The 23,567-nt window shown below is 62.4% G+C and carries 20 protein-coding genes, 1 tRNA gene and 1 pseudogene; 9 read left to right on the top strand and 13 right to left on the bottom strand.

Going from position 1 to position 23,567, the window contains the following annotated elements:
* Positions 1–101: 101 nt before the first annotated feature.
* Entirely contained in the window at positions 102–983 is an 882-nt protein-coding gene (locus tag G7067_RS07570; protein WP_166323217.1) for a hypothetical protein, read from the bottom strand.
* Positions 984–1,180: 197 nt separating this feature from the next.
* Here G7067_RS07570 and G7067_RS07565 point away from each other — a divergent pair, with 197 nt between their 5' ends.
* Positions 1,181–3,256 carry a hypothetical protein gene (locus G7067_RS07565; protein ID WP_166323215.1) on the top strand — a complete coding sequence of 692 codons (2,076 nt, stop codon included), beginning with the start codon at positions 1,181–1,183 and terminating at the stop codon, positions 3,254–3,256.
* Between the two features lie 268 nt (positions 3,257–3,524).
* Here the strand turns inward: G7067_RS07565 and G7067_RS07560 are convergent, their stop codons facing one another.
* The 3 genes from G7067_RS07560 to G7067_RS07550 are packed head-to-tail and all read right to left on the bottom strand — an operon-like array spanning position 3,525 to position 5,099.
* Positions 3,525–3,842 carry a hypothetical protein gene (locus G7067_RS07560; RefSeq protein ID WP_166323213.1) on the bottom strand — a complete coding sequence of 106 codons (318 nt, stop codon included), beginning with the start codon at positions 3,840–3,842 and terminating at the stop codon, positions 3,525–3,527.
* Positions 3,839–4,078 (bottom strand): hypothetical protein, encoded by a 240-nt coding sequence (locus G7067_RS07555; protein ID WP_166323211.1) that lies wholly within the window; start codon positions 4,076–4,078, stop codon positions 3,839–3,841. Before G7067_RS07555 ends, G7067_RS07560 begins: the two co-directional genes overlap by 4 nt.
* 34 nt (positions 4,079–4,112) lie before the next feature.
* On the bottom strand, positions 4,113–5,099 hold the full coding sequence (locus G7067_RS07550; RefSeq protein WP_166323209.1) for a helix-turn-helix transcriptional regulator: 987 nt from the start codon (positions 5,097–5,099) through the stop codon (positions 4,113–4,115).
* Between the two features lie 91 nt (positions 5,100–5,190).
* Between G7067_RS07550 and G7067_RS15215 the strand changes: the two are divergent.
* The 3 genes and pseudogenes from G7067_RS15215 to G7067_RS07540 all read left to right on the top strand — a co-directional run.
* Positions 5,191–5,457: pseudogene (locus tag G7067_RS15215) on the top strand (NADP-dependent oxidoreductase); the annotation flags it as partial.
* A 92-nt stretch (positions 5,458–5,549) separates the two neighbouring features.
* Positions 5,550–6,191, top strand: coding sequence for an MDR family NADP-dependent oxidoreductase (locus G7067_RS14270; protein ID WP_244301008.1), 642 nt, complete (start codon positions 5,550–5,552; stop codon positions 6,189–6,191).
* A 3-nt stretch (positions 6,192–6,194) separates the two neighbouring features.
* Positions 6,195–7,439, top strand: a complete 1,245-nt coding sequence (locus G7067_RS07540; RefSeq protein WP_166323205.1) for an MFS transporter — start codon at positions 6,195–6,197, stop codon at positions 7,437–7,439.
* 386 nt (positions 7,440–7,825) lie between these two features.
* Here the strand turns inward: G7067_RS07540 and G7067_RS07535 are convergent.
* The 4 genes from G7067_RS07535 to G7067_RS07520 all read right to left on the bottom strand — a co-directional run bounded on the left by G7067_RS07535 (position 7,826) and on the right by G7067_RS07520 (position 12,133).
* Positions 7,826–7,897, bottom strand: a tRNA-Gln gene (locus tag G7067_RS07535).
* 106 nt (positions 7,898–8,003) lie between these two features.
* Entirely contained in the window at positions 8,004–8,921 is a 918-nt protein-coding gene (locus tag G7067_RS07530) for a universal stress protein (RefSeq protein WP_166323203.1), read from the bottom strand.
* Positions 8,918–10,465: an amino acid permease gene (locus tag G7067_RS07525; RefSeq protein WP_166323201.1), complete on the bottom strand. Its 1,548-nt coding sequence runs from the start codon at positions 10,463–10,465 to the stop codon at positions 8,918–8,920. Before G7067_RS07525 ends, G7067_RS07530 begins: the two co-directional genes overlap by 4 nt.
* A 99-nt stretch (positions 10,466–10,564) precedes the next feature.
* Positions 10,565–12,133 (bottom strand): aminotransferase class I/II-fold pyridoxal phosphate-dependent enzyme, encoded by a 1,569-nt coding sequence (locus G7067_RS07520; protein ID WP_166323199.1) that lies wholly within the window; start codon positions 12,131–12,133, stop codon positions 10,565–10,567.
* A 68-nt stretch (positions 12,134–12,201) separates the two neighbouring features.
* Here G7067_RS07520 and G7067_RS07515 point away from each other — a divergent pair, with 68 nt between their 5' ends.
* A complete protein-coding gene (locus G7067_RS07515; protein ID WP_244301007.1) occupies positions 12,202–13,185 on the top strand; it encodes a LysR family transcriptional regulator in 984 nt (327 codons plus the stop codon).
* Here the strand turns inward: G7067_RS07515 and G7067_RS07510 are convergent.
* The gene (locus G7067_RS07510) at positions 13,182–14,132 is read right to left on the bottom strand and encodes a Ppx/GppA phosphatase family protein (protein ID WP_166323197.1); all 951 of its coding nucleotides are present in this window, start codon (positions 14,130–14,132) and stop codon (positions 13,182–13,184) included. The genes G7067_RS07515 and G7067_RS07510 overlap by 4 nt on opposite strands.
* 59 nt (positions 14,133–14,191) lie before the next feature.
* Here G7067_RS07510 and G7067_RS07505 point away from each other — a divergent pair, with 59 nt between their 5' ends.
* Positions 14,192–14,584 (top strand): GntR family transcriptional regulator, encoded by a 393-nt coding sequence (locus tag G7067_RS07505; RefSeq protein ID WP_166323195.1) that lies wholly within the window; start codon positions 14,192–14,194, stop codon positions 14,582–14,584.
* A gap of 117 nt (positions 14,585–14,701) precedes the next feature.
* Here G7067_RS07505 and deoC read toward each other — a convergent pair whose 3' ends face one another.
* Together deoC and G7067_RS07495 are read right to left on the bottom strand one after the other, a co-directional pair.
* Positions 14,702–15,400, bottom strand: a complete 699-nt coding sequence (gene deoC, locus G7067_RS07500) for a deoxyribose-phosphate aldolase (protein WP_166323193.1) — start codon at positions 15,398–15,400, stop codon at positions 14,702–14,704.
* Positions 15,401–15,446: 46 nt separating this feature from the next.
* Positions 15,447–17,807, bottom strand: coding sequence for a glycosyltransferase family 2 protein (locus G7067_RS07495; protein WP_166323191.1), 2,361 nt, complete (start codon positions 17,805–17,807; stop codon positions 15,447–15,449).
* 33 nt (positions 17,808–17,840) lie between these two features.
* On the opposite strand from G7067_RS07495, the gene G7067_RS07490 reads away from it, so the two are divergent.
* The 3 genes from G7067_RS07490 to G7067_RS07480 all read left to right on the top strand — a co-directional run bounded on the left by G7067_RS07490 (position 17,841) and on the right by G7067_RS07480 (position 20,068).
* The gene (locus G7067_RS07490) at positions 17,841–19,418 is read left to right on the top strand and encodes a chitinase (RefSeq protein WP_166323189.1); all 1,578 of its coding nucleotides are present in this window, start codon (positions 17,841–17,843) and stop codon (positions 19,416–19,418) included.
* A gap of 85 nt (positions 19,419–19,503) precedes the next feature.
* A complete protein-coding gene (locus G7067_RS07485) occupies positions 19,504–19,719 on the top strand; it encodes a toxin-antitoxin system protein (RefSeq protein ID WP_166323187.1) in 216 nt (71 codons plus the stop codon).
* A gap of 4 nt (positions 19,720–19,723) precedes the next feature.
* Positions 19,724–20,068 carry a type II toxin-antitoxin system PemK/MazF family toxin gene (locus G7067_RS07480; RefSeq protein ID WP_244301006.1) on the top strand — a complete coding sequence of 115 codons (345 nt, stop codon included), beginning with the start codon at positions 19,724–19,726 and terminating at the stop codon, positions 20,066–20,068.
* A 9-nt stretch (positions 20,069–20,077) separates the two neighbouring features.
* Here the strand turns inward: G7067_RS07480 and G7067_RS07475 are convergent, their stop codons facing one another.
* Positions 20,078–22,699: a DEAD/DEAH box helicase gene (locus G7067_RS07475; RefSeq protein ID WP_205881239.1), complete on the bottom strand. Its 2,622-nt coding sequence runs from the start codon at positions 22,697–22,699 to the stop codon at positions 20,078–20,080.
* 68 nt (positions 22,700–22,767) lie between these two features.
* Positions 22,768–23,406 carry a GntR family transcriptional regulator gene (locus tag G7067_RS07470; protein WP_341872808.1) on the bottom strand — a complete coding sequence of 213 codons (639 nt, stop codon included), beginning with the start codon at positions 23,404–23,406 and terminating at the stop codon, positions 22,768–22,770.
* Positions 23,407–23,567: the final 161 nt, after the last annotated feature.

Genomic DNA, 23,567 nt, shown 5'->3' with positions numbered 1-23,567 from the left:
AGTTGAGCTCGCTGCCTGAGCAAACTGTCACCTAAACGTGCATCAGACCCGATCGAATCGTCCCCCCATTAGAAACTAACTATCTGGTTCGACGCCAGACACTAGCCTTCTTCCAGTGGGCCATATATCCGGTCAGGCTGACCTGGCGGTCGCCCCGTATTCAGAATATGGAGAGTTGCGCCAAACTGGCCCTCAATCATTTCGAGCAGCGGGAATATCTCGTACTCGGATTCGCCGAGCTCGACTGTGAGCTTCAACGGAAGCGGCATATCGGATTCGGCCCATTCAATAGGAATCGGCGAGTTCATCTTAAATATGGGCTGCCCCACACGCACGGGAGAGCCGTCTGTAAGCCATTCGTGGGCCGGTCTATCACCACTCACAGGCATAGGCTGGTTACCTTCAAGACGGAAACTGTAACGACACGTGGAGCGGTCTCGAACTACCGCGTTCGCCTTAACTTGGGCTTTGTGCTTGTCCGCTATGTCCAGCTTATGGAGAATCACCAAGATGCCTTCCTCCACGGGTTCAGCATGGAAGGGCTGCACCGCATACAACCGCCTCCGTATGTCTATGGGAATAGATGCGAACGGGCCCTTAACCTTGCGATCCCATTCTGTTTTCGAAATACATATTGGGAAATAGAGCTGACGCACATGCTTCGGATGGGGCTGTCTTCCATCGAGGTGAGCAAGTTCCCAAGCGAGCGCATCGAGCGCCGAGCGATAGTTATGCAAAACATCACCAAGCAACAGAGACCATTCGTGAACTGGCATAGGTGCTGCCTCACGCACGAGGAACGTTGCCGACAACTTGTCCTGGGCAATTTCCACGTCCAGTCCTGATCTAGAACTCACGGACTGCATGTTCACGGAGTGGTAAAGCTGTCCTGATAATTGCTGTGCTCGGGCCCATTTCATGTATGGCCAAAGCGAATAGTCTTCACCAGGGCGCAAGACTCGTGGTTCATCACTGTTCTTCATGACACCTCACCTGCAACCGGGAACGATCCTCACACCGCTTCGTCGAATCTCGACAAGAATAACCTAGCAAGATGTTGGAATCGCAGGGCCGAGCGGAGTTCCACTTCCTATCCGGGTTAGCAGGTGGCCCGCATAGGGATAGTCGATCATAATCACGTAGTAACAGCCTATGATGCGGAGTCGCTATTGTTATTTTGATGATCAGCCACTGGTTCACCGCTTCTCGGATGACGGGGAGATTTGCGTCCCTGCAAGCCGTCATCTTCGTTTTCCTCGCGGGTCTGGCGACGTGGCTGCTGGCGCAATTCCCATCTGTGTTCCCGGCTTGGATCGCACCTGAGGGGCGATTGCGTATTTCGAGCGCACTTCTTGGTGCCGTTGCGTTCCTCGCCGCACTCACCCTGGTCGTGGAGTTTACGCATCGCATATTAGAGACGCATGGCGCCAACAGGTACCTAGGTTACTCAAAGAATGCAATGCTACTGAGTTCCCTACCCAACATGCTGTTGTTAAGAAGTTGGTTCTTTGGGTTCGCGCTACTCTGCACCTTGGCAGTACCTGCAACACTATGGCTTCTTCGCCAACTTTGGACTGACAAGCTACATTGGCTTGAGGCATACATTGCCTCTTGGTGGACAGTGAGTTATGCCTTTGTTGCTCTTGCCTTGACGTCAGGAGTTGTGGGCATATTCAGGATGACGGTGCAAAAACCCCACGTTCTCATGTGGAAGCAGCAGGACCCAACCATCAAGGAACAGATCGCTCACTATTTCAGACAGACACTGGGCCACCGCGCAGCAAACGCAATACGACAGGGCAAACTTCGTGAATGGGTCCAGAAGGCAGACAACTGGGCCGCTCAGGTGCAGCCCCAGGAAGATGCAAAGCGCGTGGTACAAGAAGCAATAAAGGGCCTCGAACGCAAGCATTTGTTGCTTAAGACAGACTCATTCTGGAAACGTCTCGACAAGCTACCCTCGGACGAACAAGAACGAAGAATCTGGGACTTGCACTCGTACGTCGAGTACACCTGGTGCGGGCTCGATGCGACAGCGCGCGTGGATGATGGCCGGAGGAAGTTGGGAGAAGGAGTGGCTGCCGCCAACCGACACGCGACGATTCTAGGACAGGCAAGGAACAGGTTCTCAGCCGAAACGAGCCGCTGGACTTCATCCGCGATGTCGCGAACTCGCCCACCGAACGAAACACCCACACTTGACACTTGTGATGCCAAAGACCTTGGGAACTTTATTTTACGGCAAGCTGCAAAAACCGTAGTGCGCGCCCAAGAGTCAGAAACAATGCCTGGCTGGAGAACTCACAGCCTTGAAGGCATCGTCCGGGAGTCGGGAATTGCCGAGGAGGAGTCTGTTAAAAGACAAACTGCGGCCCTGCTGCTTGACGCGATTGAGCAAACGGACGCGAGCAAATTAGCAAAGGATCTTCGAAGCGATTTGAGGCGCTATCTCCTCTCCATTGAGGCTGGCTCGTTGGCTGCCGTCGGCACCGGGGTGAGCGATTCCCCAGGTGTTTTCTGGCACCACCTGACGCGAGATCAAGAGAATTGTGCCCCGTATGCGCTTGAGGTGGGTATCGCTGGGCTCGGCGCGCATTACATCGTCTTGGGTGCATTGTTCGAGTATCTCGCCTGCGAAAACCGCCACTCGAGCTGTGAATGCGTGGAGCGGTTTGAAGTATGGCGATCCAACATATCTCAGAAATGGTCTCGCGACAGGCCGATGCTACCCACGGGCACTGAAGCTTATGGGATTCTGCGAAAGACTCCTATTCACTACTATCTGCCGCCTGCACATGAGCTAGACGGCCTTTTTCAGGCGCTAAGCAGGCCGACAAGTGGCTCCGGGCTTTGCGGAGATGCACCTTCCGAGCGTGTGCCCGTGATCGGTGGGCGACACTTTCTACTGTTGAAGATGCTTGCCGATGAAACCTGTAGCGGCGTTTCAACAGAGGTGTGCTGGCCATTTTTCTCCAATAGTCCGACAAACGAGTTTGAAGTATCCCGCCGCGGGTCTGCACTTGTCGAGTACCTCACCTGGATGACTGATTTTTCGCCGATCACCATTCCTTCGGGACTGTCTCGTGTGAAAGCTGCGATTGAAGAGGAGCAGTATCGGCTGAAGCTGTTTCACGAAGAAACGCGTCGACCAGAATCTGAAGTCGCAGCACGCAGGAGAGGAACCAGTCGCCAGGTGCGGATATCACCGTCTCGGGTCTTGCGGGTAGGAACTCGAAAGCGACAGATTCGCGAATAGCTTTACCCTTTGTTAGCCCATACCTCGCTTTCGTGGATCACCGCGACTCACGGTACCTTGTCGAAGCCCAGCTCTCCACGATCGACAACGGCTTTCGGAGGTAGGGGCTAGGGGACTCCGCCCACTCATGCCTGTGTCCGCTCCCCCGGCACCCACTCTGCTGTGAACGTATAGTGACCCCATCTTCACTCATAGGGTCACTTTGCGTTCACGCGATGGTAGATGTCGAGCTGATTGGAAAGGCTGCTTACGGCACGGATGATGCTGCTTATGAAGGCAAACGACCCTTCCAGCATTCAGGCTGTCGCCGTTCATGGGCATAGGCCAGCACGAAGACCCCGTCCTCAAATAGCGTGTAAATGATCTGGAATGGAAACCCGGCAACGCTTCGGGCATAGACCTGAGGGGCACTGATGCGATCGCGGTAATATCCCCAGTGGTAGGCAGGATCAAGAACACTCTCGACGGCAGGCTGGACGGCGATCAAGCAACGCACGCCTAAGCTGTCGCCAGCATCTTCATATCGATACGCAGCTTCCCGGAGTTCTTCGTGAGCCTTTTGATGCTCGCTCCAGCTCAGAGTCACTTTCTCCGTGCGGCAAGCTCTGAGCGGATCCGTGCCAAGCCGTCGCGCCCATCAACCAGCCGGGCTGAACCGTCAATCACTTCTTCAAGACGTCGACTGATAACTTGGTCCCAGGCTGCGTCAATGTCGGCCTGTTCCTCCGCGTCCACACGCTGAAGTGCAAGCGCTGCAATCTCGCGCTCGTCAGCGTCAAGAGACTTACCGCGCTCAATGTACTCAGTTAGGTGGGGGTTCAAGGTTCGATTGCAACTCGCGACCCTCGACAAGGGATCACTTTTGCTTTCCACTCGCCGGCGCCGTCCCCTCGGCCGCCGCCCAGAGACGCCTCGCTGAATCGAGCATGTGCTGCCGCATTTCTGCGGGGTATCGGATTGAGAAGGGCACTCCCGGAGCGAGGAGGTACACGGCGACAATCTCATAGCTCGCAGCTCCGGTGTGGACCACGCAGCTGTGGTCGTCAATCGCCTCGATGTGCACCGAATCGGGCGGAAAGCTGCCAGCCAGTTCCTCGGCCGATGCAGCGAACACCGCTTCGACTCGGTAGGCGTAGGGGGCAGTGGCGATAGTATTCACGGTAAATCCGGCCGCATCGAGCGTAGGCAGTTCCCGCTGCACAAAACGTTTGGAGGCCGCGCGCATGCTGGTGATGCGATCCACCCGGTAGTGCCGCCAACACCGGGACTGCTGGTTCCAGGCGAGGAGGTACCAGAGGTATTCGTTCTGGACGATGCGATGGGGTTCGACGAGTTGCGCAGGCTCCTCGACGCCATCCGAGGTGTAAGTAATCTCAAGAGTCATTCTGAGCCGACAGTATTTGGCGAGCTCGCGCAGGGACCTTGCCGAGGTCGTCGGGATCGGCGGCCGATAACTCTCGACGTACCGCGACAGGTCCAACGCCGCACTGCGATGCTTCTGCGGCAACACGCGGAGCAATTTCTCGGTGAGATCCTGATGGTCGATGTCGGGATCCTGCAGCCCCATCGCGGCCGCCGATTGCAGGCCCGCGAGCAGCGCGACGATCTCGTTTTCGCTCGGCAGCAAAAGCGCGATTCGTTTACCTGGCCCGAGCCGGTAGCCTCCGTGCGGACCGGGAACCGACTCGATCCCGAAACCGATGTGTTTGAGGTCGGCGATGATCCTGCGCACGCTGCGGGTCGTGATCCCCAGGCGATTCGCGAGCTCCGCCGCGGAGAGGTACTCGCTGGAGCGTTGCAGCGCGCCGAGCACCTCGATGCCGCGCTCCAGATAGTCAGCCACGTCCACCACCCTAGATAGAGATAGGGACATTCTACGACCGCATATCTCGTTACCGTTCGAGTACACGAACAATGACCCGAGAGAGTAAGCAATGATCGCAGAACATTTCCTCCTGAAGAGCCGCCCGCAGGCCAAGCCACACCTGGACAATTTCATACTCGCAAGCACCGAGATCCCCGCGCTGCAAAACGGCGAGGTGCTGGTGCGAAACACCGCCATGCAGCTCACGGCGGTGATGGCCGAACTCCTGCGGGGCGAGGATCTGCCGATGCCGTCCTACTCGATCGGAGAGCCGCTCTGGGGACCTGCCGTCGGCACTGTCGTAGAGAGCCGAGCGGCCGACTTCGCTCCGGGAGACACGGTCCAGTCGATGAACGGCTGGCGCAGCGCCTTCATCGCTCAGAGCGCGGAGCTCTCGCTGATCCCGAGGGTCTGTTCGCGAGGCCCGAGATGCTGCTGTGCCAGGGGCCCACCGCCTACCACGGGATCGTGGACATCGCCCGGGTGGGAGCGGGCGACACGGTGTTCGTGTCGGGTGCCGCTGGTGGCGTTGGATCGCTGGCCGGGCAGATTGCACGCTGTCGCGGCGCGGCAAAGGTGGTCGGCAGCGCCGGTTCGGAGGAGAAGTGCCGCTGGCTCATCGAGGAGCTGGGGTTTGATGCCGCGCTCAACTACCGGGATGAAGATTTCGCCGAGCAGCTCAGGGCAGAGTTCCCAGACGGATTCTCCGTGTTCTTCGACACGGTGGGCGGGACACAGTTTGAGTTTGCGGTGCAGACGGCGGCTCCGGCAGCGAGATTAGCGCTGTGCGGCACGCTCGCTCAGCAGTTCGCCGCCGCTCCCGGTGCGAGCATGCCACGCTTCGAGGCTCTGACCGCCATCCGCAAGCAGCTCGTGATCCTGCCTTTCAGCACCTTCCACACACCCGAGCAAATCGCGCACTGGGTCACGCACTACGCTGCATGGCTTGCAGAAGACCGCTTTGTATTTCCGCAATCCTCGCCTGCTGGTGGTCTCCGCGAAGCACCCCAGGCACTCATTGACCTTGGCAAAGGCAAGTTCCGCGGCAACGTCGTTCTCGCCTTGGACTGAACAGTGACACCTACACCCGCCACCAGACCACGCTATGCCATCAGCCAGCCCCGGGTGCTGATCGTCTGCGCCGTCTCACAACTGCTCGTGATCCTTGATACCTCGGTACTCAGCGTCGCCACCCCGCAGATCGGCAGCGAGCTGGGTTTCTCCCCCGTGTCGCTGCAGCTCATCGCGAACTCCTACACCGCGGCCCTCGCCGCCACGATCCTGCTGATGGGACGAATTGCGGATCGCTTCGGCAGGCGCAGGATCCTCGTTGGCGGGCTCGTACTGTTCGGCTTCGCGTCACTCGTCGGCGGTCTTGCGCCAACACAGGCGGTGTTCCTGATCGCGCGAATTTTCCAGGGCTTTGCCTCGGCCGGGATCGTCGCCTCAAACCTTGCGCTGCTCGTCGAGTGTTTCCCCGAGAAACCAGCTCGGCTCAGAGCGATCGGGATCTGGGGCGCCGCGGGTGGCTCGGGAGGAGCAATCGGGGCCCTGCTCGGCGGGATCGCGGTCGAGCACGCCAGTTGGCGGGTCGCGCTGCTCGTCAATGTGCCCGTGGTGCTCACTTTGCTACTCGGGCCGATGCGGCGCACGGGTCGGGATCACATCACCGGCGGAGGAGCAACGGGTTCTGCTGGCGGGTTCCTGATCCCGACCCGGCTTTTTAAAAAACGCGGGGTGCTCACCGCAGCCGCGATCATGTTCGTCGGCGGCGGCGCGATAGCCTCGGCGTTCTACTTCATCACACTGCATCTGCAACTCAGCGAGGGCTTCGGCCCGCTCCAAACCGGCCTCATGTTTCTACCGCTCTCGCTCGCGGTTCTTGCCACGGGTGGCCAGAGCACCCGTATCCAGCTGCGACTCGGCGCGAGAAGGGCACTGCAACTTGCCACGCTGCTGATGTTCTTCGGGCTCGGGATCACCGCCGCGCTGTTTGCAGCGTCGCTGCCGCTGGCTGGCGCATTCTCCTCCGCGATCTTCGGAGTTGGTGTCTCGCTGGTACTGTCGGGAACCGCCTCGGTAGCAACAGGACATGTGGATCCCGCGGACGCGGGATCCGTGTCGGGGATGATCGCGACGAGCCAACACTTTGGTGCGGTACTGATTCTGGCAGCACTTGTCTGGCTCAGCACGAAGCTGTCGCTACCGTTGGCGACTCAGGGCGAGTATCTGTTGCCTCTCTTGTGCGCCGCAGCGGTGTGCCTCATTGCGCTGCTACTGACCCCCGGTATCCCCCGGGGCAGGAACAATCAGCGGTAGCGACCGGGGCCGCGCCTGTACTCAACGGCAGCCTCCTGTGGGGTTCGGCGCGTTCCTGTTTCAGAGCCCACCGCTCATCCTCGGCGCCTATGTTCTCAACCTAATCGCGTTTCTCATCGCTCTCATGCTGGCGAATACTGAATTCAGACGCAGGGGCCAAGCATCAGGCGAGGACTAAACATGCCGAACCTGCACTTCATCGCCGAAACTGCGGTTCCTCGATGCAGGCTCGCCGGTGAGATGCAGGCTCGCCGGTGAAGTGCAGTCTCGGCGAGCAGGCAATAAAGGCCGCAGGATCTCGGTGCGGCCGGCAAACACGCACAAACACAGACATCAAGCACCCCAAACACGGCCCGAACGGGACCGTGTGCGAGAAGGAAAACTTGCTGGGATACCAGGACTCGAACCTAGAATGACGGTACCAGAAACCGTTGTGTTGCCAATTACACCATATCCCAATGGCGGAATTCCGAGGCTCCGGGGAGCTCGGCACCGAGATTCAACATTACCGGGTTTGGCCCTGAACATCAAATTGGTACCGACCCTTTGGAGCGTCGGAATCCCCTATTCAGCCCGGGCTCGCGCCAGATATTCGTCGGTCGCGCGGCGCGGCACCAGCACCACGGGAACGGGTGCCGCGCGCAGGATCTTCGCGGCGTGCGACCCGAGCGAAATCCGCGCAAGCGGCCCAAGGCTGCTCGACCCAAGCAACAGCACCTCGGTGCCCTCCCACGGGATCGCGCGCAGGGCCTCACGCCAGTTCTTCCCGGCACCCACTACAACCTCGACAGACTCCGGCACGCGCCCCGACTGCTCGATCTCACCCAGGATCTCGGTGGTGTGCGCGCGAATCGTCATTTCCCACTGCTTCACTACCTGATCCTCGGCCTGCAACCCCACCCCGGCCGACGCGAACGCGCGCGGCCTGGTGTGGAACGACGCGATCCGGATCCCTGCACCAGCATCAGCTGCCACCGCAGCCCCGCCCAATACGAGTTCGGCCGAAGTCTCAGAGCCACTGTATGCGGCGGTCACTCGCGAAAGACGCGCACCCGGCTCAAGAGCGAAGCCGTGCGGCGCAATCGCGACCGGGATCTCGGCCGCCTGCAGCAAACCAAAGCTGACGGAGCCGAGCCTAATGCCCTCTCCAGCTTCCGAAGCAGAGCCGAGCACCAGCCGCACGGCCTTCTCCGCCTCGCACACCTCGAGCAGCCCGCGCCTGGCGCTCGATGCACCGTGCACCACGGTGCGCACGCGAATATCGCTCGGGATCAGCGCCACGGCAGCATCGATCGCGGCCCGCGCATTCTTTATGAGAAAGGTCTGGTACTCCGTGTCGACCCGACTGTCGCTTGGCGGCCACGCCACAGAATTCACGGACGCGACCACCAGATCACGGTCGTAGCTGCGCGCAAGCAACACGGCAAGGTGAATCGCCGCTTCCGAGGCGTGATTCGGGGCGACCCCGACAACGACGGTCATCGGCGCGGCTCGCTGCCTGCGGGATCGAGGTCCATCGAATCTAGATCATCAACATCGAGATCGTCCGCGTTCAGATCACCGTACACACCCTCGCTTGCGAGCCTGTAGCGCCCGGGCCCGGTCAGCACGATCATGCCGGTATCGATCTGCTTGCCAAGCACCGAGTTCTTGCGCCCGGTGAAGTAATACCAGACAAGCACGAGCGCGGTCCAGCCGGCGAAGACGAAGATGGTGATGGGGCGCAGATCCTTGATGATCCAAAGGCAACCGATGATCGACAGGATCGGGATCACCGGGTACAGCGGCACCCGGAACTTGCGCTCCAGCTCCGGCTCGCGGCGGCGCAACACCATCACGGCGATCGACACGACGAGGAACGCAGCAAGCGTACCGATCGAGGTCATCTCGGCCAGGAAATTAATTGGCAACACCCCTGCGAGGATCCCGACGATCACCGAAACGATCACGGTGTTTGCGACCGGGGTCATCGTGCGCGGGTTGACCTTCTGGAACACCTTCGGCGCCATACCGTCGCGCGACATCGCGAACAGGATCCGGGTCTGGCCGTAGAGCACCACGAGGGTCACGCTGAAGATCGAGATCACGGCCCCCGCGGCGACCACGGTGCCAGGCCAGGTCGCCCCGACGATGTTCTCGAGGATGGCGGAGAGTCCGGCACTCTGGCCCGCGAAATCACCCGAAGCCTGCGCACCGAGCGCGGTGAGGGCGACGAGCACGTACACGCCGGTGACGACGATCAGCGCTGCTATCAGAGCGATGGGCAGGTTGCGGCGCGGGTTCTTCGCCTCGTCGCCCGCGGTGGCAACCGCATCAAGACCGACGAAGGAGAAGAAGATAATGCCGGCGCCCGTCATCACTCCGGCGAAGCCGAAGGGGGCGAAGTTTGCGAAGTGGTCGACGTTCCAGCCGGTGATCCCGACCGCGACGAAGAACAGCAGCACGGCGATCTTGGTGAGCACCATAATGGTGTTCGCGACGACGGACTGCGAGGTGCCGCGGATCAGAAGACCCATGCAGAGGAAGATCAGGATCACGGCCGGCAGGTTGATGATCCCGCCCTCTTCTGGGGCATACAAAAGCTCGTGCGGAAACTCGAAGCCGAAAATGTTCAGCACCAACTGATTCACGTACTGCGACCACCCGACAGCGACGGCTGCGGTGGAGACACCGTATTCGAGCAGCAGACAGGCGGCAACGCCCATCGCGGGCAACTCACCGAGGGTGCTGTAGGCGTAAGAATACGAGGATCCCGACACCGGCACACTACTCGCGAGTTCCGCGTAGCACAGCACCGAGAGGCCGGCGACCGTACCCGCGATCACAAACGACCAGATCACGGCGGGTCCCGCGATCGGCACGGCCTCAGACAAGATGAAGAAGATCCCGGTACCGATCGTTCCGCCGACGCCGATCATGATCAGTTGGAAGAGGCCAATGCTGCGCTTCAGCTGACTCCCCGCCTCCCCGCCGTCTCGGGGTACGGGCTTCACCCGAAAGAGCTGCTGTCGCAGAGAACTCGCCATGTGTGTGGACTTCCTTGTCTAGCGGACCGAACGGCCCTTGATCGTAGTTTCTGTCCGCTCCAAAGTGTGAAGCGAGCATGGCTCGGGTCTAGATGAGGCCTAGCCCCGAAGCACGCGGAAGCGGGTGACTTCTGCGTCAATTGCGCCGCGCACATACCCCGACGGGGACGTGGCAACGGCCTGGAGAAACGCCACGGTCTGCGGCGTAATCTCCTCGCCGGGAATTACGTTCGGGATCCCTGGCGGGTACGCAGCAAGGGTATCAGCCGAGACCCGCCCAACCGCATTCGCGGCGCTCACCACCTCGGTTGCTCCGAAGAAGCCGTCACGGGGCAATACACGGAGCCTTCCGGGCGCGGGCAGTGCGGGAAAGTCTTCTGCAGCGGCCACAGCAGTTCGTTGTCCCTCAGCTTCTTCGGATTCCACCGCAGAGACGAGCGCGCGGTATACGGCATCGACGTCAGGGGTCTTTCCCGCGCCGATGACCGCGACAATTGAGGTGGCCGTCGACATCTCGAAGTACAGCCCCTCAGCGTCGATCAACCGCTGCCGCAGCCAGTGCCCGCTCACACCCGTGGCCGTCAGGTCGATCGGCACGCGCAGCAGATCGGTGCCGACGATATCCGGGAACCGTCCGAAGGCGTCACTCACGACGCCAAAGCGTGGGTCTTCGCGCAGGATCGCGCGGAAGCACTGCGCCACCTCGATCGAGCGGCCGATCTCGGCCTTTCCGGTGGCGAGGGCGTGGCGCGCGATATCGAGCGATGCGCGCAGGATCGCACTCGTGGAGGTCGAAGCGGTCATCGCGAAGGCGCGCTCGATGAGAGGTTCGAGCTGATCAGCGAACGGGCCGTCGCCGAGGTGCAGCATGGCTGACTGAGTGAGGGATCCTGCAAGCTTATGCGTGCTTGAGATCACGAGATCCGCGCCGAGGCGGGCCGGCGACTCTGGCAGCTCGGGGTGGAATCCGAAATGCGGCCCCCAAGCACCATCGACGATAAGCAGAACACCGTGCGCATGAGCTACGTCCGCGAGTCCCCGCACATCGGAGACCGAGCCGAAGTAGCTGGGCGAAATAATGTACACGGCAGCGGCTTGGCGCCCCTCGGACTCCGCTTCGGCAAGTGCCTGGTCGAGAGCCTCGGGCGAGACTCCGTGAGCGATACCGTGACTTGTGTCGACCGTCGGAAACACGAAGGAGGGGATCAACCCAGCAAGCAGAACACCATCGCTGAAGCTTGAATGGGCACTGCGCTGCGACAGGATATGCTCGCCGAGACCTCGCACGGCAAGAGCCGCGGTGCGGTTCGCCTGCGAGGCGCCGTTCGTGAGAAACCAGGTGCGGCGAGCGCCCCAAGCATCGGCCGCGAGTTCAAGCGCTTGATCAAGCGGAGTGTTTTCACCGAGGTCGATGCCGTCAATGAGCATCGGGATGTCGAGGCGCAGCGTGCGTTCACCGAGAAACTCCGCGAGGCGCCCGCTGATCCCCAGATCCGAGCCGCCATGGCCAGGTACCATCAGCTGAACGGGTCCGCGGGCAACGTAGCGCTCGAGCGCGTCCGCGTACGGAGTCTCAGCGTGGCGGCGCAGGCGCTCTGTTACGGTACCCGTTTCGCGGCCGGTCTCAAGGTCCCCCGCGGGCATGGCTGTGGCGTCAACGTAGAGCATGCGACCATCATCTCGACGATGTCGCCCACCGGGAATCCCCAATTCACCTCTGGAGTCACATACCATGTATGTTACGAAAGCCGACTTTCGCGGCGTTCAAGAAATACGTGATAGGTGACGATGTGATCGACCTCCGCCAGCTCCAGGCACTCAGAGCAGTGCACAGTGAGGGATCAGTGACGCGCGCGGCAAAGCTCCTCGGGTGGAGCCAACCTACTGTCGACTACCACCTGCGAAATCTCGACGGACTCGTGGGGGCGCCCCTCCTGCAGCGCTCGACTCGCGGATCCACGCTCACTCCCGTCGGCACCCTGGTGCTCGAGCGTGCCCAGGAGATCCTGGTTCTCAGCGAGCGCACCCTGCACGATGCGAGGGAGCTCAGCCAGATGGGGCAGGTGGGCCTCCGCTTCGGCACCTTTCCCACAGCAGCCGCCCGCCTGCTGCCCTCAATCGTCTCGCAGGTAAATGATCTCGGGATCGACATCGACGCGGTACTTGAAGAGGTCGCCCCGCTCGTCACCCGCGTCAATCAGCGTCAGCTTGACGCGGCGCTTGTCTACTCGGTGCCGGGGTACGAGTTACCCTTTCGCAACGAGATCGTGACTACCGAGGTGCTCCAGGATCCGCTGATGCTCGCGCTCCCCGAAGGACACGAACTCGCCTCTCGATCCTCTATCGACATTCCCACCCTGCTCACCCTGCACGAGGAACCGTGGCTGCTCGGCGCCACCGAAGACGATCCGATGGACGCCGTTGTGGTCGACGCCTTCGCCAGGGCGGGTTACACACTGAATGTCGGGATCCGCACCGATGATTTCCAGGTCATGCTCGGCATGATCGCAGCGCGCATGGTAATCGGCCTCGTCGCGAAACTCGCGAGCGGCCCGTCGCACCCGGGCGTCGTACTGCGCCCGATCGAGGATCCATCCTTCGCCCGCTCCGTGCTGTTGGTCGCACCGGGAGAGGGCACATCGCGACAACCCTCAACTGCGGTGAGGCAGCTCGCGGTCGCGATTAGAAATGCTGTTGCGGCGACGCAGAATCCCGGCTAGCTAACCGGCTCCGCTCCGCGACCATCGAGCGCGTCGATGTACCTGAGCACGATGCCCTCGCGGAGCGCCCACGGCGAGATGTTCAGGGTCTCCACTTCAAACACCTTCATCGCGGTGCGCAGCACGATCGCACCGGCGAGGATCTGATAGCCGCGTTCCGGGGTCACGCCCGGGAGATACTCGCGAACCGAACCGGGCATTTGCCGAAGCGACGGCTCCCACTCGCGCAGGCCGATGTAGTGCAGCTGCGCAAGGTCACCGGTGATCGGGTCGGGCGGGCCGCCCACGAGTCGAGCCAGGGAGCGGATGGTCTTCGAAGTGCCCACCACACGCTTGGGCCGTGGCCGGTCAAGGAACATCTCCTGCCGCACGCGGGTGAATTCCGCACGGGCGTGCGCGCGGAGCTCCGAGATGGCAGTGGCGGGCGGCGGATCCTCAACCAGGAAGTTGATGGTGGAGCGGCCAGCGCCGAGAGGCAGAGACACCTGCACATCGGGGTATTCGTCCGCCCCCTGCGCAATCTCAAAGGAACCGCCGCCGATATCGAACAGCAGGATCTCCCCCGCCGACCAGCCGAGCCAGCGGCGCACCGCAAGCATCGTGATCCGGGCTTCGTCCTCGCCAGAAAGCACCTGCAGTTCGACGCCGCTCTCGCGGGCGATCCTGGCCAGTACTTCTTCACCGTTTGTTGCCTCGCGAATCGCACTTGTCGCGGTCGAGATCAGATCGTGTACACCGATCTCGCGGGCAATCTTCACCGATTCTCGCACCGCGTCAACGATGAGTTGCACACCCTCCTCAACGATCGCGCCGTCTGCGTCAAGATAGCGCATGAGTCGCAGTGTCGATCGTTGTGAGTGAAAGGGTACCGGGCTCGCACCGGGGTGCGCGTCAACCACCAAGAGGTGAACGGTATTAGATCCCACATCAATGACGCCGAGTCGCATGGGGAAAGTCTAGTGGGGTTGACACTTCTCGTCCGCATCCCATCACCTACGCTGGGAACATGACACAGCAGGATGCAGCGGCTGACGCGCTCACGGTCTTCACGGTGGATCAGAGCGCAGCCAGCCCGCCATTTCGCCAACTCCACGACGCCGTCGTGCGCGGGATCTCAGACGGTCGCCTGCTGCCCGGTCAGCGCCTCCCCACCACGCGCGCACTCGCGGCGCACCTCGGGCTCGCGCTTAACACCGTCGCGTCTGCGTACCGCGCACTCGAAGAGGCCGGCATTGTGGAGGGCCGCGGTCGTGCCGGCACCTTCGTCTCGCTCGGAGAGGATCCCGTCACCTCAGCCGCCCGCGCGATCGCCCTCGATGCTGCGGGCCGCATCCGTGCGCTCGGTCTCGACGCAGAGGCGACGCGTCGCCTCCTCACCGAGGCCGTGGAGGCGGTGTAGCGGGGCAGGCGGAAAGCCGGTGCTAGCGCATTTGCGGAGGAGAGATGTGCGAATCTGCACATCTCGATAACGCAATCAAGCGCTGGCACCGGCTTTCCGCCTGCCCCGCGGTGAGCGTCAGTACCCTCCCGAAACAGACCCAGCAGAGGATCCCGCACCATCCCATTCGGCGAGGATCGCGGCCGTGCCCGACACCCCAAAGCGGGTCGCGCCCGCTGCCCACAGTTCCCGCACCGCGGCGGCCGTGCGGATCCCGCCGGAGGCTTTGATCCCGAGCTTGCCGCCCACGGTCGCGGCCATCAGCCGGACCGCGTGCACGCTCGCTCCCCCGGCGGGATCGAAGCCGGTGGAGGTCTTCACGAAATCGGCACCCGCAGCTTCGGCTGCACGGCAGGCGCCGACAATCTCCTCGTCGCTGAGCGCCGCGGACTCGATGATCACCTTTAGCACCCGACCGAAACACGCCGCGCGCACGAAGCGGATCTCGCGCTCGACCGCCGCCCAGTCCCCCGCCCGCACGAGCCCGCGGTTCACCACCATGTCGATCTCGTCGGCCCCGTCGGCCACGGCACGTGCGGTTTCCGCCACCTTCATCTCCACGTGCTGCGCCCCCGACGGGAACCCCACCACGGTGACGATCTCGCGGCCATGCGACGCTGCCGGCAACAGTGATGGGCTCACACACACTCGCGCCACCCCGAGCGATGCCGCCCCGGAGATGAAGGTGTCGAGCTCATCCGGTGTCGTGCCGGGCGCAAGCAGCGTATGGTCCGCGATGGCAAGGAATTCTTGGGCACTGAGAGACGTTTCTGGCATACTCCGAGCATACGGCCCTGTCACTCGCGCGCGCTGCGTCCGGGCTTTAGGATTGCCCCGCGTTCACGCCCGGTTTTTCGGTGCTCGCCTCGCCAGAACTCAGATCACTGCGGACGTTCGCGATGCGGCGCCGACGGTCACTCGCGCGCACGAGGTCGCGGCGCAGACGGCGATCGCCGTGGTACAGGATCGCCTGCCAGTTCACGCGAGCATCGGGATCGACGAGATCCTTCTTCTTCGGTTTCGGCTTCTTCTCAGGCACGAACAGCCACCCGACCACGCCGAGCACAGCGTCCACGATCGACGCACGGATCCCCACGAACGACAGCAGGGCCCACGCCGCCATCGTCGCGTTGAACGCGGCGAAGATCGCGTTGCCGATATTGCCGACCTGGTAGTCGCGCACCGCGGTGAACACGGAGAAGCCGATGATGACGTACGGCAGCACCACGTAGAGCGCGGGGGCAGCCGTGCGGCCGGTGACCTTGGGAGTTCTGGCAAAGGGGATCTTCTGCCCGGTGATGCCCTGCTGCAGCGATTTCAGTACGCCCGCGAGGTTCACCGGCAGCAACACCAGGTTGAACCCGTAGATGCGGAAGATGTCGCTCACCCGGTGCCCGCTCTCGCGCAGATCCGCCCCCATCGAGATGAAGTACGGCAGCGCCGCAGCCACGACGAGTGGGCTGAGCAGGCGCGAATCGAAGGGGAAGAACAGCAGGAACAGCAGCCCGAAACTCGCCCAGGTCAGCGAGGCCATGTAGTTGGTCCGCAGCATCCGCTCGGTGAGCCGCACGCGCTCGGGGGTGCCCCGGCGACTGCGAATCATTTCGAGGAACTTCGGCATGATGAGGAGTCCGCCGTTCGCCCAGCGGCGGCGCTGCACGATCAGGGATCCGAAGTCGGGCGGCGTCGCACTGTAGCTCAATCGCTCGGGGTAGTTTTCGAGACGCCAGCCGTGCAAGCCGAGATCCACACTCGATTCGGTGTCTTCGATGACGGTGCGATCCTGCACATACGTCACAATCTCGAAGCCGCCGACGGTCTCGGTAACCGCGATATCGGCGAGCGCTTCTTTGCGGATCACTGCGTTTGCGCCGACCCAGAATGTCGCGTCGAAGTAGGTCAAGCCCTGGTGCTGGATGTGCTGCAGATCGGTGGTCGCCCCGGCGATCCGCTCGATGCGGGTCGGCGCGCCGCGAAACGAGGAGTACGGGGTCTGCGTCACCGCTACCCGTTCATTTTCTGGCTGCTCGAGCAGATACACGAGCCGCACGCAGTAGTCACGCAGGAGCTGCGAGTCCGCGTCGAGGGTGAGCAGGTACCGGCTGTCGGGGATCTCAAGATCAGCCTCGGCCTCATCGTGACTGCCGAGCCGTTCGAGTAGCCGTTCCCCTGTGCTGTTATCGATCCGGAACCGACCTCCCATCAGCGAGATATAAGAGTTGATGTTCATCGCCTTGTTGGGCTCTTGCGAGAGCGAAGCGAACTGTTTGCGTTCAAAGGAGGACAGCGAGGCACTGAAAATCCAGACGAGCCTGCGGTGCAATTGCGTGAGCCGCTCAAAATCGGGCGAGGATCCCTGTTCGGCAGCCGCCTCAAGCGCCAGTTTCGTGAGCCGCAGATCACTTGAGAGCCCGAGCAGCACCTGATCGATGAAGAACTCTGACATGTGATCGTGCATTGTCTCGTTCGCCGCAAAGGCGTCGAGCCAGGATGCGGCGTCTGCATAGGCCTGCGCGGCGCGGCGGGCGTCCTCGGGCCCTGGATCCGCGGGCGCCAGATCCTGCAGTTCCTGCAGCGCTGCAATGGCACCGAGCCGCGGTGCCTCAAGCTCATCAGAAATCTCCTGCAGCAGCCCGCGCGTCTCTTCCAGCCGTTCAAGTGCTGGGCCGGTGAGTCCCTCCGCTTTGTCATCGATCAGCAGCACCACCCGGATCTCGGGAAACTCCTGCAGCGCCGCTGACCATAGGGTGTAGCGAACAACCTCGGGCTCTTCGTCATAGCTCGGGATCAGCACCGTCACCGCGTCATCTGATTCGGCGAAGTGCGCGTCCAGCAGAGCACGCGGAGTGCGCCGGTGCCCGCGGAATCTGACGAGCGCGCCATATCTGGCGATCAGATACATCAGCGCAGAGAAGGTCAGCGCCGTGACCGTGAGACCGTAGATTACGGTCTGCACCTGAAACACGAACGACTCTCGCGGGCCCTCCACGAAGAGCCGCGCAATCGTAGTGACCATGTAGAAGAACCATGCAAGTACCGTGATCAGGATCGCGGCGCGCGCCCAGACGATGGCGAGCGGCGTTGGTCGCGAATGCATGATTGCGAGAGGTTCGGAGCGCTTCTCGGCACCCCATTGGCGGCGACGTGATCCGCTCTGCGTTTTTTCATCGACCCCACCTGCCATGCGTATATCCTAGCCAGACACGACGCGTGAGATGTGAACAAGATTCTCACCCTGAGCCCGCCGGGAGGACAAATGGTGAAGTGGTACCCGGGACGACGCCTGTCCTGGTTGCGTCTTGGCGTGGTCATTGCCGTTGTTGCCGCGCTTGCAGGTGCAGGGTGGTACTCACTGGGGTATGTGCAAGACCGGCAAGAAGCCACCGAACGTAGCCCGTGGTTTGACGCCTACGTCGATGTCACCGCAACGCCCACCTTCGAGTTTGAATCCCCCGAGAGCGACGGCCAGCAAAACGTGGTCCTCGCATTCGTAGTGGCTTTGAAAGACAATAACTGCACCCCTTCCTGGGGCGGCGTGTATGACCTGGCAGAGGCGGAGCGGGCGCTCGATCTCGATCGCCGGCTCGCCCGTTTCACGATGCAGGGCGGTTCGGCGATGGTGTCGTTTGGCGGGCAAGCGAACTCCGATCTTGCGCTCAGCTGCACCGATGAAACCAAGTTGCGTGCGGGCTACGAGGCGGTCATCGATCGCTACGATCAGCTCAGCATTGACATGGACATCGAGGGCGAGCTCCTCGCCAACCCCGAAGCGCTCGCGCGACAGGCACGGGCGATTGCGCAGCTCCAAGAGGAACGCAAGGGCGGCGACGGGCTTGACGTCTGGTTGACGCTCCCGGTGAGCACTGACGGGCTTTCTTTCGACGGCTTACAGGCCGTGCGACAGTATCTCGGCGCCGGGGTGGAACTCGCAGGAGTGAACGCCATGACAATGAACCTCGAGACTGCCGCGGGGGAAAGCATGTTGCCCGGGATCCTCGACAGCCTCGAGGCGACGCAGAATCAGCTACGTTCCCTCTATCAAGAGGTCGACGTGACGATGGGCGAGGCGACGGCCTGGAGCCGGATCTCGGCGACACCGATGATCGGCCAGAACGATACCCGCGGCGACATCTTCACGCTGCCGGACGCGGCAGAGCTGTCTCGTTTTGCCGCAGACAAGGGCATGAGCCGAATGTCGATGTGGTCGCTCAACCGCGATCAGCAGTGCGGCGAAAACTGGCCGGATGTGCGTCGAGTCTCCGACTCGTGCAGCGGCGTGGATCAGACTCCCGGTGAGTTCGCGAAGACCCTCCGTGAGGGGCGACCGGGAAGCCTGACGCAGATCAAGGGCGCGGTCCCCGGCGATTCGACTACGGCATCGGTGGAGGATGATCCGGAGACGAGTCCGTACCCGATCTGGAGCGTCGATGTTGCGTATCCGGCCGATACGAAGGTGGTCTGGAACCGCAGCGTCTATGAGGCGAAATGGTGGACGCAGGGCGATCAACCCGATCTGCCGAGCGAGGCGGCGGCACAGCCGTGGCGACTGCTCGGGCCGGTGCTGCCCGGCGAGAAGCCGGTTGAGCGCCCGGTGATCCCTGCGGGCACCTACCCCGAGTGGTCGAAGGAGACGGTGTTTACGCGCGGCCAGCGGGTGATCTTTGAGGGTGTCGCTTTTGAGGCGAAGTGGTGGACGCAGGGCGATAGCCCTGACGAGGCGCTCGTGCAACCGCAGGCCTCGCCCTGGCGGCAGCTCACCGACGACGAGGTCGCGAAGATTGTGGTGGAGAAGTAGCCACCCGACCCGGGGCCGCGAGAGGATCCGAACGGGGGCGGAGTGCGGGTAGACTACCAGGGATACCAATAGGTATACTTCAAGCATGGCTGCGACTTCGATCAAAGTTTCCGTCGAGCTACGGGATCGGATTAATCGCGATGCCCGCGCTCGTGGAACAACTGCCGCGGGGTTCCTCGAAAGCCTGCTCGACGGGTATGAACGTCGCAGGAGAATGGAATCCTTCGGCGCTGCGTTCCGCGCGAACGACCGTGAGTACTGGGATGAGTTCCACACTTGGGACGTCGACCTTGGCGAGTAGCCCGATGCCCGATTTGCGCCGCGGCATGGTGGTCTGGGCAGAACTTGACCCCACCAGGGGGCGCGAGCAGGCGGGCCGCAGGCCGGCGCTCGTTGTCGCAAGTGACTTGTATCTGGAACAGGCAGACACCCTCGCGATCATCGTGCCGGCGACGTCACGGGATCGCGGTTGGCCGAATCACGTTCCGCTTGTTGGCGCACAGCTATCCCTCCCTCAAACGACGTTTGCAATGACGGAGCAGCCCCGCACCATCACGCGGGATCGGCTCGTGGGGGTCGCCGGAGTCGTTGATCCTGAGGTGATGCGCGAGGTCGACGGCTGGTTGCGCGATTTTCTTGCACTCCCGTAGCGTGAAACGCTAGTCGCGAAACGGCCCGACGCGCTCAACACGCACCACGGGCTCACCCTCCGCTTCTGAGGCTGCGAGATCCACCGTGCCCTCGATCCCCCAGTCATGATCACCCGCGGGATCAAGCAGCACCTGCCTGAACCGCCAGACGCCGGCCGCAACAGCCTCCGCGCCGCGGTCGATGTCGAGAAGGCGCTCCGCGCGCGCATCGGCGGTCACGAGGATCTCGTCATACTCAGTGAAGTACCCCGCGAGCGCATCACGCCAGCGCTGCTCATTAAAGCCTCCGGGCCCCGTGGCGTGCGCCGATTCAAGCTCCGCAAGCACGTCGTAGCGTTCGAAGGCGGCGGCCTGCACCCGCCGAAACAGGGAGTTCCGCAGCATCACCGTGAAGGCTCGCTGATTTGCGAGCACCGAGCGGGCGGGCGAAGGCACGTCGATCCGGTCGCCCCCGTGTTCGCCCCCGCGAGCGGCCCGGTGTGCTTCGGGATCCGGACTCGCCAGTTCTTCCCACTCGTCAATGAGGCTCGAATCGACCTGCCGCACGAGCTCGCCCAGCCAATCAATGAGCTCTTCAAGCTCGGGGGTCTTCGCCTGCTCCGGCACCGTGCGTTCGATCGCGCGATACGCGTCACTGAGGTAGCGGAGCACGCCTCCTTCGGCGCGGCTGAGCTGATAGAACGACACGACGTCTCGGAACCCGAACGCGCGCTCGATCATGTCACGCACCACCGACTTCGGTCGCAGCTCGTAGTCGCGTGCCCACGGCACTTCCTTCAGATACTCATGAAACGCCTCGTCGAGCAGTTCTTTCAGCGGCATCGGATGGGTCACCGCTTCGAGCAGTTCCATCCGTTCCTCATACTCGACCCCATCAGCCTTCATTGCGGCGACCGCTTCGCCCCGCGCCTTGTGTTCTTGTGCCCGCAGGATCGCGCGCGGGTCCTCAAGGGTCGCTTCGATAATTGAGATGACATCGAGCGGGTAGCTCTCGGACTCGGGATCGAGGAGCTCGATTGCGGCGAGCGCGAACGGCGATAGCGGCTGATTCAGTGCGAAGTTCGCCTGCAGCTCGACGGTGAGTCGGAGCAGGCGATGCCCGCGCGCATCTTCATGCACCTCGACGATGCCGCCGTTGCGGAGCGTGCGAAAGATCTCGATCGCTTTGCGGGCGTGTGCAAACTGGGTGGCGCGCGGCTCGTGGGTGTCAAAAACCAGCGTCCGCATGGTGTCGAGGGCTTCCCCCTCGCGGTGTTCGCCGCGCCCGATCACGCCGAGGACCATCGCGTGCGTGACGCGCATGCGACTCACGAGAGCCTCGGGCTGCGAAGCGACGAGTTTGTCGAGCGTCGCCTCAGACCAGGCCACGAACCCCTGCGGGGCCGACTTCTTTTTGACAGGCTTCGCTTTCTTGCCGCCGCCCGCCTTCGCTTCGGCCTTGGCGGTCGCCTTCGCGTTTTCGATCTCGTGTTCGGGGGCGAGCGCGATCACGTCGCCCTCGGTGTCGAATCCGGCGCGGCCGGCACGGCCCGCGATCTGATGGAACTCGCGGGCGGAAAGCCGCCGCATCTTTTCGCCGTCGAACTTGGTGAGGGCGGTCAACACGACCGTGCGGATCGGCACATTGATGCCGACGCCGAGCGTGTCGGTGCCGCAGATGACACGAAGCAGGCCGCGCTGGGCGAGTTGTTCAACGAGGCGACGATAGCGGGGCAGCATGCCCGCGTGGTGCACGCCGATGCCGGATCGCACGAGACGAGAAAGTGTATTGCCGAATCCGGTTGAAAATTTGAACTCGCCGATCGCCTCGGCAATCTCGTCGCGGCCTGCGCGATCCACGATGCGGATGCTTGCGAGTGCTTGCGCCTGCTCGATGGCGTGCGACTGGTTGAAATGCACGAGGTAGGCGGGGACCTGGCGATCCTCGAGGAGCGCTTCGACGACCTCGTGGGCGTGCGCGGTCCGGTACTCGAAGTGCAGTGGGACGGGCCGCTCAACACCGGTGACGAGCGCGGTATCGCGGCCCGTACGACGACTGAGGTCTGCCGCAAGGTCGGTAACGTCACCGAGGGTCGCCGACATAAGGAGGAACTGCGCGTTGCGCATGAGCAGCAGTGGAACCTGCCAGGCCCATCCCCTTTCGGGTTCGGCATAGAAGTGGAATTCGTCCATCACGACCTGGGTGATGCCGCCGGCCTCCGGGTCACGAATCGCGAGGTTCGCAAGAATTTCTGCCGTGCAGCACAGGATCGGAGCTTCGGGGTTGATGGACGTATCGCCCGTGACCATACCGACCCGCTCGGCACCAAACACATCGACAAGGTCGAAAAACTTCTCGCTGACGAGGGCCTTGATGGGCGCTGTGTAGACGGTGCGCTGGCCTGCCGCGACCGCGGTGAAGTGTGCGCCGAGCGCGACGAGCGACTTGCCGGTGCCGGTGGGCGTGGCGAGAATCACGTTGCTGCCGAGCGCGATGCCGAGAACGGCCTCCTCCTGGGCGGGGTACAGGCGCAGCGCTTTCGCTTCCCACGCCCACTCCTCGAAGGCGGCGAAGACACCGTCGGGGGTGCCGAGCTCGCCAGGATCCTGATCCCGACCTTGATAGTCGTCGAGCAGCTGGCCGAGGTTCATGTGGTCTCCGTCACTCATGTCGATACAACCGTACTCTGCGACGCGGAGTCACCCGACGAGAGGATTGCTCAGTCGCCTCCCGCTAGCACCGCCGAGAGGCGATCCCGAGCACGGGTGAGATGGTCGTCGAGCACCGCAGCCACTCCGTCGGGGTCGTTCTCTGCGATTCGCTGCAGGATCAACGCGTGCTCGGCGTGAATGTGTTCGGACACCAGCAGATTGCGTCCCTGCACCTGCAGCATGCACGCGCGTACCTCGTTTGCCAACGACTCATAGATTTTGCTCATGCGTGCGCTACCGACGGCATCAACGAGGCTCGTATGGAAGCGCATATCGGGTTCAACGATCTCGAGCGGGCTGCCGCCCTTGGCGATGGTTGCGGCGATGTCTGCGTTCGCACGCTCGGCCTCGGCCGGCACGGTGCCTTCTCGGGCGAGGCTCCGGAGCACCTCCGACTCGACAAAAATGCGGCTGCGATAAATGTCACGCACGTCTTCGACGCCGAGGGCCGGCACCCGCGCGGGCCGGTGGGGATGCCGTTCGAGCAGCCCTTCGCTGACCACCCGTTCGATCGCGACGCGAGCGGTCGGCCGTGCGACGTCGTACATTTCGGCCACGGTTGTTTCGGGGAACACCGCTCCCGGTGAAAATTCCCCCTCCAGCAAGCGGTTCCGAAGATCATCAGCAATCGCCTCGGTGATCGACACCGCCGTTACTCTCGGCCTCATCCGCTGTCCCAAACTCTTCGCTCCAAGCCCTCCTGCACCCGATGTGAAAAGCCAGGCACTAGGCAACCCAGTATCCCATCTTGGTCACACCAAAAAAAACTCCGATTTGCTAAACCCGTCTACTTGTATAACAATGAAGA

The sequence above is a fragment of the Leucobacter insecticola genome (genome assembly GCF_011382965.1).
Classification (GTDB): Bacteria; Actinomycetota; Actinomycetes; order Actinomycetales; family Microbacteriaceae; genus Leucobacter; species Leucobacter insecticola.
This window is presented reverse-complemented; position numbering and strand designations above follow the sequence as displayed.